This window comes from Streptomyces sp. B3I8 (assembly GCF_030816915.1).
In the GTDB taxonomy this organism is placed as follows: domain Bacteria; phylum Actinomycetota; class Actinomycetes; order Streptomycetales; family Streptomycetaceae; genus Streptomyces.
Window position 1 is genome coordinate 2,835,346 of the sequence record NZ_JAUSYN010000002.1, and the last position, 15,124, is coordinate 2,850,469.

Below are 15,124 nucleotides of genomic sequence, written 5' to 3' on the forward strand. Positions count from 1 at the left end.
GCACGGCCCCGTACGGCGAAGGCCGCCCCACAGGATCTGTGGGGCGGCCTTCGCCGCGCACGCGGAGCACTCCGCCGCTACTCCGACTTGATCGCCGCCAGCATGTTCAGCCGGGCCGCCCGGCGGGCCGGCCACAACGCGGCGAGTATGCCGACCGTCCCCGCCAGCAGCAGGAAGAGCGCCATCCTGGCCCAGGGCAGGACCAGCTCGTACGTCGGCATGCTGGTGCTGAACAGCTCGCCGGCCGCCCAGCCGAAGAACACGCCGAGCCCGATGCCGAGCACCCCGCCGAAGAGCGCGATGACCAGCGACTCCAGCCGGACCATGCGCTTGACGCCGCGGCGGTCGAGGCCGATCGCGCGCAGCATGCCGATCTCCTGGGCACGTTCGAAGACGGACATGGCCAGGGTGTTGATGACGCCGAGGACGGCGACGATCACGGCCATGGCGAGCAGCCCGTAGAGCATGTTCAGCATCAGCGTGAACATCTGCGCGATACCGTCGGAGATGTCCTTCTTGTCCTGGACGGAGATGCCGGGGTTGTCGCCGAGCGCCCTCTCCAGCCGGTCCTTGACCTGGTCCGAGGCGCCGCCCGAGGTGCTGACCATGACCTGCATGTCGGCCACGTCGTCCAGGTGCGGGGTGAGGGTGGTGTCGTCCACCATGATGCCGCGGATCATCTCGTTGCCCTGGTAGACCCCGGCCACCGTCAGGGTCTGCCTGGTTCCGTCCTCGAAGCCGGCGGTGAAGCGGGAGCCGGCCCTCCAGCCCTGCTCCTTCGCGGTGTCGTCGTCGACGACGACCCGGGTGCCGTCCACCTCGAAGGTGCCGCTTTCCACGGCCAGGTCGGTGAGCCTGCCGATGGTGGCGCCGTTGACGCCGGTGACGTACTCGGTGTCGCCGTCGATGCGGGCGGGGGCGTCGCGCAGGGGGCTGAGGGCGGTGACGCCGTCCGTCGACCGAAGCTTCTTCGCGACCTCCGGCGAGAGCTCGCTGCCGTTGGCCATGGAGACGATGTAGTCCGCGCGGAGCGCGGAGGAGGCCATCTTGTCGATCGCGTGCTGCAGGCTCCCCGCCATCACGGTCAGACCGGTGATCAGGGTCAGTCCGATCATCAGCGCGGAGGCGGTGGCGGCGGTGCGGCGCGGGTTGCGCACGGAGTTCTGGCGGGCGAGCTTGCCGGACATCCCGAAGACGCGCAGCACCGGGGCCGAGGCGGCGATCAGCGGGCGGGACAGCAGCGGGGTGAGCACGAAGACTCCGATGACCAGCAGGACGGCGCCGATACCCATGGGGGCCTGGCCGTCGGAGCCGCTCAGGGTGGTCGCGTAGAGCACGGTCGCGATGCCGGCACCGGCGAGCAGCGAGCCGAGGGTGTTGCGGACGACGAGGGATTTGGTGGTGGCCTTGGCGTGCAGGCTGCTCATCGCGGCCACCGGCGGGATCTTCGCGGCGCGACGGCCGGGCAGCCAGGCGGCGACCATCGTGACGAGGACGCCGACGGCGAGCGCGGCCCCGACCGTGCCGGGGGCGACCACCAGTGGGCCGTCCGGCACGGCGGCGCCGAACGTGCCGATCAGGGAGCGCAGTCCGGCCCCGATGCCGACACCGACGAGCAGCCCGGTGACGGCGGCGGTCAGCCCGACGACGAGCGCCTCGATCAGCACCGAGCGGGTGACCTGCCGACGGGAGGCGCCGACCGCGCGCAGCAGCGCCAGCTCCCTGGTGCGCTGGGCGACCAGCATGGTGAAGGTGTTGGCGATGATGAACGTGCCGACGAACAGGGCGATGCCGGCGAAGACCAGCAGACCCTGCTTGAGCCCGCTCATGGAGGAGGCGATCGCCTCCGCCTGGTCGTCGGCGAGCTTCTGCCCGGTGGTGGTGTCGACGGTCTTGGCGGGCAGCGCCTTGTCGAGGGCGGCGCGCAGCGCGGTCTGGCTGGTGCCGGCGGCGGCCCGCACGTCGATCTCGTCGTACGTGCCGGGCTTGCCGAAGAGGGTCTGGGCGGTGGCGGTGTCGAAGAGGGTGAGGCTGCCGCCCGCGGCGACGTTGCCGTCGTCGGTGGTGAAGATGCCGGTGACGCGCGGCGTGAGCACGGGCCCGTCGACCGACATCCGCACGGTGTCGCCGACGTGGTAGCCGGCCCGGCGGGCGGTCTCGGAGTCGATGAGGATCTCGTGCCCGCCGTGCGGGGCGTGCCCCTGGGTCAGCGGGTAGCGGGGGTCGTCGGTGCCCCAGTAGTTGCCGCCCTGGGACTGGAAACCGTTGCCGATCAGGTCGCCGTCCTTGTCGGCGAGGGCGGTGAAGCCGCTGACGACGCCGATCGCGGAACGCGCGCCCGCCACGCCCGCGGCCTTCTTCAGCAGCCCTTCCGTCAGCTCGGGCTGCTTGGTGAGGGTGTCGCCGCGGTCCTCGCGGCCCTCGGCGCGGACGGCGACGTCGACGTGGTCGAAGCCCTTGGCGGAGCTCTTCTGATAGGCGTCCGAGATGGTGTCGGTGAAGACGAGGGTGCCGGAGACGAAGGCGACGCCGAGCATCACGGCGAGCACGGTCATCAGCAACCGGGCCTTGTGCGCGAACACATTGCGCAGGGCGGTACGGAACATGAGGCTACTCAGTCCAATGGAGGGGGCGAGGCGGGGCAGGGCGGAGCAGGGCGGGGGAGGTCACCGCACGGAGCGGCGGGAGCTCACCGCACGAGGCGGACGCACGGTCCGACGGCGGCACGGCCGGCGAACGCACAACCCGCCGGGGCACGGTCCGACGGACTCAGCTCGTACGCCCCTTGGCGTCGAACCGCTTCATACGGTCGAGCACCGCGTCCGCGCTCGGCTCCCGCATCTCGTCGACGATGCGTCCGTCGGCGAGGAAGACCACCCGGTCCGCGTACGCCGCCGCCACCGGGTCGTGCGTCACCATGACCACCGTCTGCCCCAGCTCGCGCACGGAGTTGCGCAGGAAGCCGAGGACCTCGGCGCCCGAGCGGGAGTCGAGGTTGCCGGTGGGCTCGTCGCCGAAGATGATCTCCGGCCTGGAGGCCAGCGCCCGGGCCACCGCGACGCGCTGCTGCTGGCCTCCGGAGAGCTGACTGGGACGGTGCGAGAGCCGGTCGGACAGCCCGATCATGTCGATGACCCGGTCCAGCCACTCCTTGTCGGGCTTGCGGCCCGCTATGTCCATCGGCAGCGTGATGTTCTCCAGCGCGCTCAGCGTGGGCAGCAGGTTGTACGCCTGGAAGATGAAGCCGATCTTGTCCCGGCGCAACTTGGTGAGCTGCTTGTCCTTGAGCGAGCCCAGTTCGGTCTCGCCGATCCGCACGGAGCCGCTGCTGAACGAGTCCAGCCCGGCCACGCAGTGCATGAGCGTCGACTTGCCGGACCCGGAGGGACCCATGATCGCGGTGAACCGTGCCTTGTCGAAGTCGACGGTGACCCGGTCCAGGGCGACCACCTGGGTCTCGCCCTGCCCGTAGACCTTCGACAGTTCCGTGGCGCGGGCGGCCACACCGGTGGCCCGGTCGGCGAGGGGGAAGGTGGTCACGGAAGGGTGCTCCTGTCGGGACGGGGGCGAGGGGTACGTACTCCATGCTCCGTGCCGCACGGGCCCTTGGAGTCCCCCGCCCGTCCGGTTCTCGTGGCCCCCCTGGGTCTGACCCGACGCCCCGGTGTCATACCTCAGAATGACCCACCCCACTCCGGGAAAGCGGTCGTTCACCCTGTCGATGGAGGGTGACGGGACTCCGTGCACCCGTCCCTCGCGGCGGTGAAATTACGTCATTCCGCATACGTCGCTGACGCTCGCCGACAAGGCTGGTGGCAAGTGCGGATGGCGCGTACCGAGTGCTGATGCACCCTCAGGCGCCAATAAAATAAGACAACATGGGCTTGCCCGGCCGCTGTCCGAGTGACGCGTCCCGATAGGCTCGGAGTGCTCGATGCGGAGCCCATGGCCTGCCCGGATGGTGGAATGCAGACACGGCGAGCTTAAACCTCGCTGCCCCTACGCGGGCGTGCCGGTTCAAGTCCGGCTCCGGGCACCATCCGAGGCCGCAGAGCACCACGGCACGCCCTCGGACGCGGCCGGCGACCCCGCCCCGCCCGAGGCTCCCCTCTCCGGCCGTCCTCCCCCTTCCCTTCCGGTACATCCCTCTCACGCACCCCTCCGGTACCCCCTCCGCCCCGTCGGCACGGCGGGTCCCGGGCACGGCGAAGGGGCCGTCCGCACCACGGATGGCGGACGGCCCCTTCGGGGGTACTGCGACGTGTCGGAGGTGCCGTGGCGTCAGGACGCCTTGGCCTTCTCCTCCGTCTTCACGGCGGCGGTCACCGGAGCCGGCTTCGCGGCCTCGTAGAACTCCTCGCGCGGTGTCTCCATGGCGCCCAGGGACACGACCTCGCGCTTGAGGAACATGCCGAGGGTCCAGTCGGCGAAGACGCGGATCTTACGGTTCCACGTCGGCATCGCCATGCCGTGGTAGCCACGGTGCATGTACCAGGCCAGGCGGCCGCGGAGCTTGATCTTCATCTTGCCCATGACGATCATCGCGACGCCCTTGTGGAGGCCCAGGCCCGCGACCGCGCCCTTGTTGGCGTGCTCGTAGTCCTTCTGCGGGAAGCCCCGCACGCCGGAGATCACGTTGTCGCCGAGGACCTTGGCCTGCCGCAGCGCGTGCTGCGCGTTCGGCGGGCACCAGGCGTTCTCGTTGCCGGCCTTGCGGCCGACGAGGTCCGGCACCTGGGCGTTGTCGCCCGCGGCCCAGATGTAGTCGGTGCCCTTGACCTGCAGCGTGGTCTCGCAGTCGACGTGACCGCGCGGGCCCAGCGGCAGACCGAAGCGGGACAGCGCCGGGTTGGGCTTGACGCCCGCGGTCCACACGATGGTGTTCGAGTCGACCTCCAGCCCGTTCTTCAGCACCACGTGGCCGTCGACGCAGGAGTCCATCGACGTCGAGAGGTAGACCTCGACCCCGCGGCCCTCCAGGTGCTCCTTGCCGTACTGGCCGAGCTTGGGGCCGACCTCGGGGAGGATCTTGTCCGCGGCGTCGACGAGGATGAACCGCATGTCCTCGCGGGTGACGTTGCGGTAGTACTTGGCCGCGTCCCGGGCCATGTCCTCGACCTCACCGATGGTCTCCGCGCCGGCGAAGCCACCGCCGACGAAGACGAAGGTGAGCGCCTTGCGGCGGACCTCCTCGTCGGTGGTCGAGTCGGCCTTGTCGAGCTGCTCGAGGACGTGGTTGCGCAGACCGATGGCCTCCTCGATGCCCTTCATGCCGATGCCCTGCTCGGCGAGGCCGGGGATCGGGAAGGTGCGGGAGACCGCGCCGAGCGCGATGACCAGGTAGTCGAAGGGCAGCTCGTACGCCTCGCCGACGAGCGGCGAGATCGCGGCGACCTTGCGGTCCTGGTCGATGGACGTGACCCGACCGGTGAGCACCTCCGCTTCCTTCGGCAGTTCGCGCCGCAACGGGACGACGACGTGCCGGGGGGAGATGCTGCCGGCGGCGGCTTCGGGGAGAAAGGGCTGGTAGGTCATGTACGACCGGGGGTCGACGACCGTGACGGTCGCCTCGCCGTAGCGCATCTTCTTGAGAATGCGCCGAGCTGCGTACAGGCCTACGTACCCACCGCCTACTACGAGGATCCTGGGACGCTCCGTGGTGCTCATGCCATCGAGTATCCACCCGTCCCAGGGGGGTCGCTCGTGCGCCCCTTCACAAGCTTGCCCGGGGTCTCTGCTACACTGCGCGGCCCGCGTTGCCCAAGCCTTGACCCGGAACGGGAACCATGGGGTACCGGCAGACGTTGTCAAGGGCCCGTGAGCAGCCACTTGCGCCTCCACAGGGTGCGGGCAGGGTGGGTGTGGGAGGTCGGCACGCATCCTCGCGAGCGCTCGCCCGAGCGGGACCTCCGGCCCGGTGAGCCACCCGGACGGCCCCGGGACGCCCCGGCACCCCCCACCAGGGCCGAAATCCTTGTGAAGAACTTCACGAACTTTGTCGACGGTGCGTCGCCGACACGCCCGGCGAGGGGCCCGGAGGCGGGACGCAAGGGGTGCGGGAGCGCCTCCGCGCGCCCGCCGCGCCCTCCCCGCGCGCCCTTCCCGGGACGCGCGGGGATGCCGTGGGCCTCGGGTCAGCGGCGGCGGCCTCCACCCTTGTCGTCGCGGTCCTCGGGGGTGTCGATCCGCTCCGCGTCGCCCTCGATCCGCTCCTTGCGTACGCGCCCGTGGACGACCTCCTGTTCGGTGTGTTCCTCGGTGGTCAGCCGGACCCGTTCGACGGGCACGGCCTCGGTCTCCACGACCGGCCGCTCCTCGTGCAGCACCACCTCGCGCTCGGCCTCACCGATCTCCGAACCCTTGAGCGCGTCACCGCGGTTGGCCTCCGTGATCGGCTCCCGCTCGACCCGCACCTCCTCGTGGCGCAGTGGCACGGTCTGCTCCACGTCCTCGGTGACCACGTACTTGCGCAGCCGTGCCCTGCCGGTCTCACGACGCTCGACGCCGACGCGCATGCGCTCCTCGGAGCGCGTCATGACGACGTCGTCCTGCCGGAACCGGTCGTCGGCCCCGGCCCGCCGCCCGGCCACGGGCGTGCGCCCAGGAGACTCGGCACGCCCGGGAGCCCCGGCACGTCCCGGCATCGCGGAACGACCGGCCGCCGCACCTCCGGCCGCGCCACCTGCGGCCCCGCCGGCCGCCGCGCCCGCGGTACCCGCCGTACCCGCTGTTCCGGCGGCCCCCGCTGTTCCGGTGGTACCCGCAGCCCCGGTGGTACCCGCCGTACCCGCTGTGCCGCCCGGTGTCCGACCGGTGCGGGACGTGGGCTCGTTCCACGGGACCCCGTAGTAGTCGTACAGCCGGTGCTCCTCGTCCACGGACAGATGACCACCGGCGTCCACGTCCACGTGCGGCGCGCCCTTGACCTTGCCCTTGGCGAACGGCACCTCGATGTGGTCGGCGACCATGGAGGCGTCGCGGATGGGCACGAAGGACTCGCTGCTGCCGAACCAGCCCGTCTTCACCGTCACCCACTCCGGGCGCCCGGTGGTGTCGTCGAGGAAGACGTGCGCGGCCTCGCCGATCTTGTTACCACCGTCGTCGAAGACCGGATGGTCCAGGACGGTCGGGATCTGTTCTCTGGTGATCATGTTTGGTCACCCTCCTTTCGGAGTGATTCCCCTGCCGAGTTCACCACCTTGGAGGACACCAAACGACACAAAAGGCACAAGCAACGCATTTTTACTCATGGGCCACGCCGCCACCATGTACGGGAAGCCCCCCGCACCGGCACCGGCACCGGCACCGGCACCCGGAACGGGATCCGACACCGATACCGACGGGCGCTGCCCCTCAGCGCGCCTCGCTCGCCGCGAAGTGGGCGATGCCGTCCAGGATGTCGTGCTCGCTGACGACGACCTCCCGGGCGTCGACGCGTTCCATGATCGCCAGAAGGACCAGCGCGCCGGCGCCGATGACGTCCACGCGGCCGGGGTGCAGAGAGGGGATCTTCGCCCGCTCGGCGTGGGTGGAGCGCAGGAGGCGGTCGGTGATCTCCCGTACCCGTTCCCGGGCGATCCGGGAGTGGTGGATGACGGCCGAGTCGTACGCGGGCAGTTCCTGGGCGATCGCCGAGACGGACGTGACCGAGCCCGCGAGGCCGACGAGGGTGCGGGCCTCGCGCAGCGGGACCGTCCGCTCGGCGAGGTCCAGCGCGGCCTCGATGTCGGCCCGCATGGCCCGGATCTGCTCCTCGGTGGGCGGATCGGTGACGGCGCCGTCCACCGTGAGGTGCCGCTCCGTCATCCGTACGCAGCCGACGTCCACGGACCGGGCGGCGCTCACCGTGTCCCCGCCGAGGACGAACTCGGTCGAGCCGCCGCCGATGTCCACCACCAGGTAGGGGCGGTCCAGGTCGGTGCGGCCGGTGAGTTCCCCGGTGGCGCCGGTGAAGGAGAACTCGGCCTCCTGGTCGCCGGAGATGACCTCCGGCTCCACGCCGAGGATGTCCACCACCCCGCGCACGAACTCCTCGCGGTTCTCGGCGTCCCTCGAGGCGGAAGTGGCCACGAAGTGCACCCGCTCGGCGCCGTGCTTCTCGATCACCGCCGCGTACTCGCGGCAGGCGGCGAACGTGCGCTCCAGCGCCTCGGGGGCGAGCCGGCCGGTGCGGTCGACGCCCTGCCCGAGCCGCACGATCGTCATGCGCCGGTCCAGGTCGGTGAGTTCACCGGTCTCCGGGTCCGCGTCGGCGACCAGCAGACGGATGGAGTTGGTACCGCAGTCGACGGCGGCGACTCGCGTCACTTGTCGTTCTCCTCGTGCTCATCGCGGGAATCCGGGACCGGGACCGTGGCCGTGGCCGGTACCGTCACGCACGCCCCCTTGCGCCACCACTCCGGCAGCATCGCGAGCGCCTCGTCGCCCAGCGGGTTGACGCCCGGACCGGCGGCCAGCGCGTGCGCCACGAGGACATGCAGGCACTTCACTCGGTCGGGCATCCCGCCCGCGGACGGGAAGCCCTTCAGCTCCTCGATCTCGTCCCGGCGCCGCAGATAGTCCTCGTGGGCGGCGCGGTATGCCGCGGCCAGCTCCGGGTCCTCGGCCAGGCGTTCGGTCATCTCCTTCATGACGCCATCGGCCTCCAGCGTGCCGATCGCGGAGTTCGCGCGCGGGCACGTCAGGTAGTACAGCGTCGGGAACGGCGTGCCGTCGGGCAGCCGCGGTGCCGTCTCGACCACATCGGGCTGCCCGCACGGGCACCGGTGCGCGATCGCGCGCAACCCGCGCGGCGGCCGGCCGAGCTGCTGCCGGAACGCCTCCACGTCGGCGTCGGTGGGTGCGGTGCGCGGGGTGGTCGGCGGAGGGGTTTCCATGCGCGTCGAAGAGTCTCTCTGTCCGTGTCGACACGGGCCCGAGGGGTCCGGTGCCCGCTTGCTGCCGTACGAGAACCGTACTGTCTCAACGGCGGACGGCCGCGTCCGCCCGGTCGACGCCGTCCCACAGGTTGGCGTACCAGGGGCGCGTCGCCGCGCCGCCGGCGGAGCGGGTGCGTGTGACGGCGCTGGGGTCCGCCACGACGAAGCCGGTCTCCCCCGGCATCACGTAGTGCAGCCGCAGCCTGATCTGCTGCTCCGCGTAGGCGTCGTCCTGCCAGCGGGCCTTGAGGTCGCGCAGCTGCTCCACCCGCTCACGGGCCTGCTCCTGCTTGCGCTCCTCCTCGGCGATACGGGCCCGCTGGGAGACGTACTGCCGCATCGGGTAGGCGAGCGCCACGATCATCGTGCACAGCACCAGGGCGAGCAGTGCCGCGCGGCCGGTGAGCCGGGAGCGGCGGGCCTGACGCCGGGTCTGCGAACGGTAGACCCGGGCGGCCGTCTGCTCGCCGAGCAGCCGCAGCCTGGTGGCGGTCGAGAACCGGTCCCGGTCCTTCGCGGCCATGTCCTCCGCCTCCCGTCGCGATCGCGCGCCCGTGTCCTACGTGGTCACGCGCGCCCCGTGCCGTACGTACCCGTGCCGTACGTGCTCGCCGCCGTACATGGTCGTACACGTCCGTGTCGTACGCGGTCGTAGGTGGTCGTACGTGCCCGTCTCACGCGTACGTCCCCGCACACGGTACGGGACCGGGTGCGGGGACGTACGTACGACGCTGCCTACGGGCGGTGCTCAGGCCTGCTCGGCCCGTGCCGTGCCTACTGGCCGGCGGAGCGGAACCGGGGGAACGCCGAGCGGCCGGCGTACACCGCGGCGTCGTCGAGGATCTCCTCGATGCGCAGCAGCTGGTTGTACTTGGCGACGCGCTCGGAGCGGGCCGGGGCGCCGGTCTTGATCTGGCCGCAGTTGGTGGCGACGGCCAGGTCGGCGATGGTGACGTCCTCGGTCTCACCGGAGCGGTGGGACATCATGCACTTGAAGCCGTTGCGCTGGGCGAGCTCGACGGCGTCCAGGGTCTCGGTCAGCGAGCCGATCTGGTTGACCTTGACCAGCAGGGCGTTGGCGGAGTTCTCCTCGATGCCGCGGGCCAGGCGCTCGGGGTTGGTGACGAACAGGTCGTCGCCGACGAGCTGCACCTTGTCGCCGAGCTTGGCGGTGATGGTCTGCCAGCCGGCCCAGTCGTCCTCGAACAGCGGGTCCTCGATGGAGACGAGCGGGTACGCGTCGACGAGCTCCGCGTAGTACTCGGTCATCTCGGCCGCCGAGCGCTCCTTGCCCTCGAAGGTGTAGACGCCGTCCTTGTAGAACTCGGAGGCGGCGACATCGAGGGCGAGGGCGATCTGGTCGCCGGGGGTGTAGCCGGCCTCCTTGATCGCCTCGAGGATGAGGTCCAGGGCCTCGCGGTTGGAGCCGAGGTTGGGGGCGAAGCCGCCCTCGTCGCCGAGGCCGGTGGCCAGGCCCTTGTTCTTCAGGACCTTCTTCAGCGTGTGGTAGACCTCGGCGCCCCAGCGCAGGGCCTCGGAGAAGGACTCCGCGCCGATCGGGGCGATCATGAACTCCTGGATGTCCACGTTGGAGTCGGCGTGCGAGCCGCCGTTCAGGATGTTCATCATCGGCACCGGCAGCAGGTGCGCGTTGGGGCCGCCGAGGTAACGGAAGAGCGGGAGGTCGCTGGCCTCGGAGGCGGCGTGGGCCACGGCGAGGGAGACGCCGAGGATGGCGTTGGCGCCCAGCGAGCCCTTATTGTCGGTGGCGTCCAGGTCGAACATGGCCTGGTCGATCAGGCGCTGCTCGGTGGCGTCGTAGCCGACCAGCTCCGGGCCGATCTGCTCGATGACGGCGAGGACGGCCTTCTCGACACCCTTGCCCAGGTAGCGGCTCGGGTCGCCGTCACGGAGTTCGATGGCCTCGAAGGCACCGGTGCTGGCACCGGAGGGAACGGCGGCACGACCCGTGCTGCCGTCGTCGAGGCCGACCTCGACCTCGACCGTGGGGTTGCCTCGGGAGTCCAGGATTTCCCGGGCTACGACGACGTCGATGGACGGCACGAGCATCTCCTTCTGGGATGTGACGCGGGTACGCCGGACCCTCGGGCCCGACGTGGGGCGCGGAGCCGGGACGGCCCGCGGTCCGAGCCTAGCCGTCCCGGGCGGCGGCACCGGTGTGCGGCCCACTCCGCGGGCAGAAGTGTGGGTGAATTGTTTCCTGACGGAACAAAATGAGCGGGGGTGGGCATCAGGAGAGCGCGGCGACACCCGGCGGCCGCAGACCCTTTCACGGCTCCCCCCTGCCCGGACATGCCCCACCCCCGGCGCGCACGGGGGAGACGCGCCGGGGGTGGGGGCCCGTGGGGACGGGGGTGGCCCCGCGGGAGGGCCGGGGTGGCCCGTGGGAGGGGCCGGGGTGGCCCCGCGGGGGCCGGGGGGTCAGCTCAGGTGGAGCTGCTGGCCCGGGTAGATGACGTCCGCGTCGTCCACGATGTCCTTGTTCAGCTTGAACAGCTTCTGCCAGCCGCCCTTGACGTCGTGGTCCGCGGCGATCTCGCTCAGGGTGTCACCCTTGACGACCTTGTACTCGCCGTCACCCTTCTCGACCTTCTTGCCGGTCGGCGTGGTGACCGTCTTCTTCACGGCCGGACGCTCCTGCGAGCGGGAGGCGTGCTGCCCGGCGGACGAGGAACCGCTGGTGGAGCCCGCGCTGCCGGAGCTGCCGGAGCTGCCGGAGCCGCTCGACCCGCTCGACGACGAGCCGTTGGACGACGAGCCGTTGGACGTGGCGGCCGCACCGTTGTACGCGGCGCCGGTCAGCCCCTTGCCGCACACCGGCCAGGCGCCCTTGCCCTGGCCCGCGAGGACCTTCTCGGCGACGGCTATCTGCGCCGACTTGGAGGCCAGGTCGGCACGCGCGGCGTACGCGGTACCGCCGTACGCGGCCCAGGTGGAGTTGGTGAACTGCAGGCCACCGTAGAAACCGTTGCCGGTGTTGATGGACCAGTTGCCGCCGGACTCGCACTGGGCGACGGCGTCCCACTGGGAGGCGGTGGCGGCGGAGGCGTTACCGGCCGCCATCAGCGGGGCGGCGACGGCGGCACCGGTGACGCCGGCGAGTGCGACGACCCGGGTGGCCTTGGACGGACGACGGTGCTTGCCCTTGCCGGAAAACAGCATGGAGAGATCCCCTCACCGACGCCTGCGAGGTGAGCTGTCGGGTTCGGGCCGGTTGAGTTGCCCGGTCGTGTGCCGCTTCCGGCACACGACTTCACCCCAAGCCGTGTCCGGCCGTCCGGGGCCACGAGATGGCCCGGCTGCCGGACCCGGCACTTACCTGGGTCCCCCGCTCCTGCCTACGGCGCTTGACGCGACGACTGTTCCCGTACGGCCGCTGGCAGGATTCGGCGTTGCGACCGTCGGGGCCCGCGATGGCGAGCGGTGACGACCGTAGACACGGGATCCGGCGGATTTCAAAGACGATCAAGGCTTATGAGACTCATCCCACACTTTCACCGAATCGGACATCAAGGGTGATCCACGGACCAAACTCCCCTGATTTCGGGTGCACTTCGACCCCGTACGTCCGATTGTTCCCCTGGCGTCCCAGCAGTCCCGGACCCCTGTTCGCCTACTCCACGTCGAGGCTCTGACCGGCGCGGATGACGCTCGGGTCGCTGCCGATGGCGTCCTTGTTCTGGCGGTAGAGGGCCTCCCACCCGCCGTCGACGCCAAGGGAGTCGGCGATGGAGCCGAGGGTGTCGCCGTCGCGGACCGTGTAGGTGGAGCCCGTCTCGGCGCTGCTGCCGCGGTGCCGGCCGGTTCCGTCGGCGATGAGGGTGTTGGCACCCTTCGTCCCGTCGACGGCGCCCGTGTCGACGAGGGCCGAGGCGCCCGGGCTCTGCCGGTAGTGGTCGTCCGACGCGCTCCCCGACGACCGCCCGGCCGACGAACCGCCGGACTTGTCACCGGATTCCGGAGACCGGGTGGATTCGCCGCCGGAGCGCGAATCGCCGGAATCGCGGGAGGAATCCTCGCCCTTCTTGCTCGGGCTCGCGCTCGCCTTTCCGGAGGCGCGGTCGGACGTGCTGCCGGAATCCCCGGTGGACTTGCCGGAGGAGCCCGGTGAATTCGAGGAGCCGGAGGAACCCGAGGAGGAGGACGCCGAGCCGGACGAATCGGCCGAACCGGACGAGTTGTCCAGTCCGAGGTCGAGTCCGGAGTCGGAGTCCCCGGACTCGTCCGAGGAGGAACCGCCGCCCAGGCCCGTGTCCACGTCCGCGGAACCGGAGTCCTTGGAGAGTCCGGAGAGCGGGCCGCAGGTGGGCCAGGCGGCGACGCCCTCGGCGTCGAGGATCTTCTCGGCGACGGCGATCTGCTGCGAGCGGCTGGCCTGGTCGGGGCTCGGCGCGTAGTCGAGGCCGCCGTAGTGGTCCCAGTCGTCCTGCGACAACTGCAGTCCGCCGTACAGGTTGTTGCCCGTGTCGGCGCTCCAGGAGCCGCCGCTCTCACACTCCGCCACGTGGTCCCAGGTGGTGCCGCTGGCGGCGCTCGCACCGGTGGCGCCGAGCAGGGGGATGGCGATGGCGGAGCCGGTCACGCCGGCCGCGACGAGGAGAGCCGGAGCCTGGCGGGGGCGACGGTGACGACCGTTCCCGGAGAGCATGCGGATGCCTTTCACACGACAGCGGTGACCCAACGCGGCGATCCGGGGGACCGCCTTGTTGATGCGTGAACGTATAGCCAGTAGAACACCGGTTACAAGTTAATGCAGCGCAGATCACGTGAAGATCACAAAGCTGAAAACCTGTCACTTTTGCGTGGCTGAGCGTGTTTACGCGGAACCGATGCCGTCTCATTTCGGGACGGGTGCGAACTCCACGGGCAGCGTGCGCAATCCGCGCATGATGAGGCCTCCACGCCACCGCAATTCGGTGGAATCCACCGCGAGTCGGAGGTCCGGAAGGCGGGTCAGGAGGGCCGCGAGCGCGGTCCGGCCCTCCAGACGGGCGAGCGGGGCACCGAGACAGTAGTGGATGCCGTGCCCGTATCCGAGGTGTTGATTGTCACGGCGAGTGAGATCGAGCACGTCCGGGTCGGTGAACCGTTCCGGGTCGCGGTCGGCGGCCGCCAGGACGACGAGGACGGGGTCGCCGGGGGCGATGTCCTGGCCGCCGAGGGTCAGCGGCCGGGTGGCGAACCGCCAGGTGGCCAGCTCCACCGGGCCGTCGAAGCGCAGGAGTTCCTCGACCCCGCTCTCCAGCAGGCCCGTCTCCCCCGCGGCGAGGGAGTCCTGCAGCCGGGTCCGCTGCCCGGGGTGGGCGAGCAGGGCGTGGATGCCGTTGCCGATGAGATTGACGGTGGTCTCGAAGCCCGCGAAGAGAAGGATGAACGCCATCGCGGCGACCTCGTTCTCCGTGAGGTGCTCGCCCTCGTCGGAGGCGCGGATGAGACCGGAGACGAGATCCTCGCCGGGGGCGGCCTCGGCGGGCAGTGCCTCGCGCTTGCGGTGGATGAGGTCGGCGAGATAGCCGCGCATCTTCTTGACGGAGCGGGCGACCCCGCCGCGGGGGCCGCCCTGGTGACGGATCATCATGCCCGCCCAGTCGCGGAAGTCGTCCTGGTCCTCGCGCGGGACGCCGAGGAGGTCGCAGATGGCGTAGATGGGGAGCGGGAAGGCGAACTCGTGGATCAGGTCGGCCTCGCCGCGGGCGGCGAAGCCGTCGATGAGGTGGTCCGTCAGCTCCTGCACGCGCGGGGCGAACTCGGCGACGCGGCGGGGGGTGAACGCGGTGCTGACCAGGCGGCGCAGGCGGGTGTGGTCCGGCGGGTCGATGTTGAGCAGATGCGTCATCAGCTCGGCCTTGCGCTCGCCGGGGATGCCGGTTCTGCCCCGGGCGTGGGCGGGCTCGTCGTGGTGGGCCGGGTTCTTGGACAGCCGGGGATCGGCGAGGGCGCGGCGGGCGTCGGCGTAACGGGTGACGAGCCAGGCCTCGACGCCGCTGGGGAGGCGGGTGCGGTGGACGGGATCGTGGCCGCGGAGCCAGGCGTAGGCGGGGTAGGGGTCGGTGGCGAACTCCCAGGTGAACAGGGCGGGGCCCGCGGGGGGTGGGGACGGGGTGGGGCTCGGCTCGCCATGCATACGGCGACCCTAACGGCCGGGGGGCCTGCGCGGTTTTCTCCGCCCCCGCCGCCCCGACCCT

11 protein-coding genes, 1 tRNA gene and 1 riboswitch are annotated in these 15,124 nt (G+C 70.9%); of the genes, 1 reads left to right on the forward strand and 11 read right to left on the reverse strand.

What is annotated here, in order from left to right:
- Positions 1-77: 77 nt before the first annotated feature.
- Both QFZ64_RS14580 and QFZ64_RS14585 read right to left on the reverse strand, forming a co-directional pair.
- A complete protein-coding gene (locus QFZ64_RS14580) occupies positions 78-2,606 on the reverse strand; it encodes an ABC transporter permease (protein ID WP_307065783.1) in 2,529 nt (842 codons plus the stop codon).
- A gap of 163 nt (positions 2,607-2,769) precedes the next feature.
- Complete coding sequence (locus QFZ64_RS14585) at positions 2,770-3,540, reverse strand: ABC transporter ATP-binding protein (protein WP_307065784.1); 771 nt, start codon at positions 3,538-3,540, stop codon at positions 2,770-2,772.
- Positions 3,541-3,952: 412 nt separating this feature from the next.
- On the opposite strand from QFZ64_RS14585, the gene QFZ64_RS14590 reads away from it, so the two are divergent.
- A tRNA-Leu gene (locus QFZ64_RS14590) sits at positions 3,953-4,039 on the forward strand.
- 242 nt (positions 4,040-4,281) lie between these two features.
- Here QFZ64_RS14590 and QFZ64_RS14595 read toward each other — a convergent pair.
- The 9 genes from QFZ64_RS14595 to QFZ64_RS14635 form a co-directional block, all read right to left on the reverse strand.
- Complete coding sequence (locus tag QFZ64_RS14595) at positions 4,282-5,667, reverse strand: NAD(P)/FAD-dependent oxidoreductase (protein WP_307065786.1); 1,386 nt, start codon at positions 5,665-5,667, stop codon at positions 4,282-4,284.
- A gap of 467 nt (positions 5,668-6,134) precedes the next feature.
- Positions 6,135-7,151, reverse strand: coding sequence for a PRC and DUF2382 domain-containing protein (locus tag QFZ64_RS14600; RefSeq protein ID WP_307065788.1), 1,017 nt, complete (start codon positions 7,149-7,151; stop codon positions 6,135-6,137).
- A gap of 202 nt (positions 7,152-7,353) precedes the next feature.
- Complete coding sequence (locus QFZ64_RS14605) at positions 7,354-8,307, reverse strand: Ppx/GppA phosphatase family protein (protein WP_307065790.1); 954 nt, start codon at positions 8,305-8,307, stop codon at positions 7,354-7,356.
- Entirely contained in the window at positions 8,304-8,876 is a 573-nt protein-coding gene (locus QFZ64_RS14610; RefSeq protein WP_307065791.1) for a DUF501 domain-containing protein, read from the reverse strand. Before QFZ64_RS14610 ends, QFZ64_RS14605 begins: the two co-directional genes overlap by 4 nt.
- 85 nt (positions 8,877-8,961) lie before the next feature.
- On the reverse strand, positions 8,962-9,441 hold the full coding sequence (locus QFZ64_RS14615; RefSeq protein ID WP_307065793.1) for a septum formation initiator family protein: 480 nt from the start codon (positions 9,439-9,441) through the stop codon (positions 8,962-8,964).
- Between the two features lie 251 nt (positions 9,442-9,692).
- Positions 9,693-10,982: a phosphopyruvate hydratase gene (gene eno / locus QFZ64_RS14620; protein WP_307065795.1), complete on the reverse strand. Its 1,290-nt coding sequence runs from the start codon at positions 10,980-10,982 to the stop codon at positions 9,693-9,695.
- A 378-nt stretch (positions 10,983-11,360) separates the two neighbouring features.
- Complete coding sequence (locus tag QFZ64_RS14625; RefSeq protein WP_307065797.1) at positions 11,361-12,101, reverse strand: transglycosylase family protein; 741 nt, start codon at positions 12,099-12,101, stop codon at positions 11,361-11,363.
- 4 nt (positions 12,102-12,105) lie between these two features.
- A riboswitch (cyclic di-AMP (ydaO/yuaA leader) is annotated at positions 12,106-12,295 on the reverse strand.
- 257 nt (positions 12,296-12,552) lie between these two features.
- Positions 12,553-13,587 (reverse strand): transglycosylase family protein, encoded by a 1,035-nt coding sequence (locus QFZ64_RS14630; RefSeq protein ID WP_307065799.1) that lies wholly within the window; start codon positions 13,585-13,587, stop codon positions 12,553-12,555.
- A gap of 189 nt (positions 13,588-13,776) precedes the next feature.
- Complete coding sequence (locus QFZ64_RS14635) at positions 13,777-15,063, reverse strand: cytochrome P450 (protein WP_307065801.1); 1,287 nt, start codon at positions 15,061-15,063, stop codon at positions 13,777-13,779.
- Positions 15,064-15,124: the final 61 nt, after the last annotated feature.

Bases quoted from the DNA above. Each gene is read 5' to 3' on its own strand.
- QFZ64_RS14580 (WP_307065783.1), bottom strand. From the start codon at position 2,606: ATGTTCCGTACCGCCCTGCGCAATGTGTTCGCGCACAAGGCCCGGTTG.
- QFZ64_RS14630 (WP_307065799.1), bottom strand. From the start codon at position 13,587: ATGCTCTCCGGGAACGGTCGTCACCGTCGCCCCCGCCAGGCTCCGGCT.
- QFZ64_RS14595 (WP_307065786.1), bottom strand. From the start codon at position 5,667: ATGAGCACCACGGAGCGTCCCAGGATCCTCGTAGTAGGCGGTGGGTAC.
- QFZ64_RS14600 (WP_307065788.1), bottom strand. From the start codon at position 7,151: ATGATCACCAGAGAACAGATCCCGACCGTCCTGGACCATCCGGTCTTC.
- QFZ64_RS14635 (WP_307065801.1), bottom strand. From the start codon at position 15,063: ATGCATGGCGAGCCGAGCCCCACCCCGTCCCCACCCCCCGCGGGCCCC.
- QFZ64_RS14615 (WP_307065793.1), bottom strand. From the start codon at position 9,441: ATGGCCGCGAAGGACCGGGACCGGTTCTCGACCGCCACCAGGCTGCGG.
- QFZ64_RS14625 (WP_307065797.1), bottom strand. From the start codon at position 12,101: ATGCTGTTTTCCGGCAAGGGCAAGCACCGTCGTCCGTCCAAGGCCACC.
- QFZ64_RS14610 (WP_307065791.1), bottom strand. From the start codon at position 8,876: ATGGAAACCCCTCCGCCGACCACCCCGCGCACCGCACCCACCGACGCC.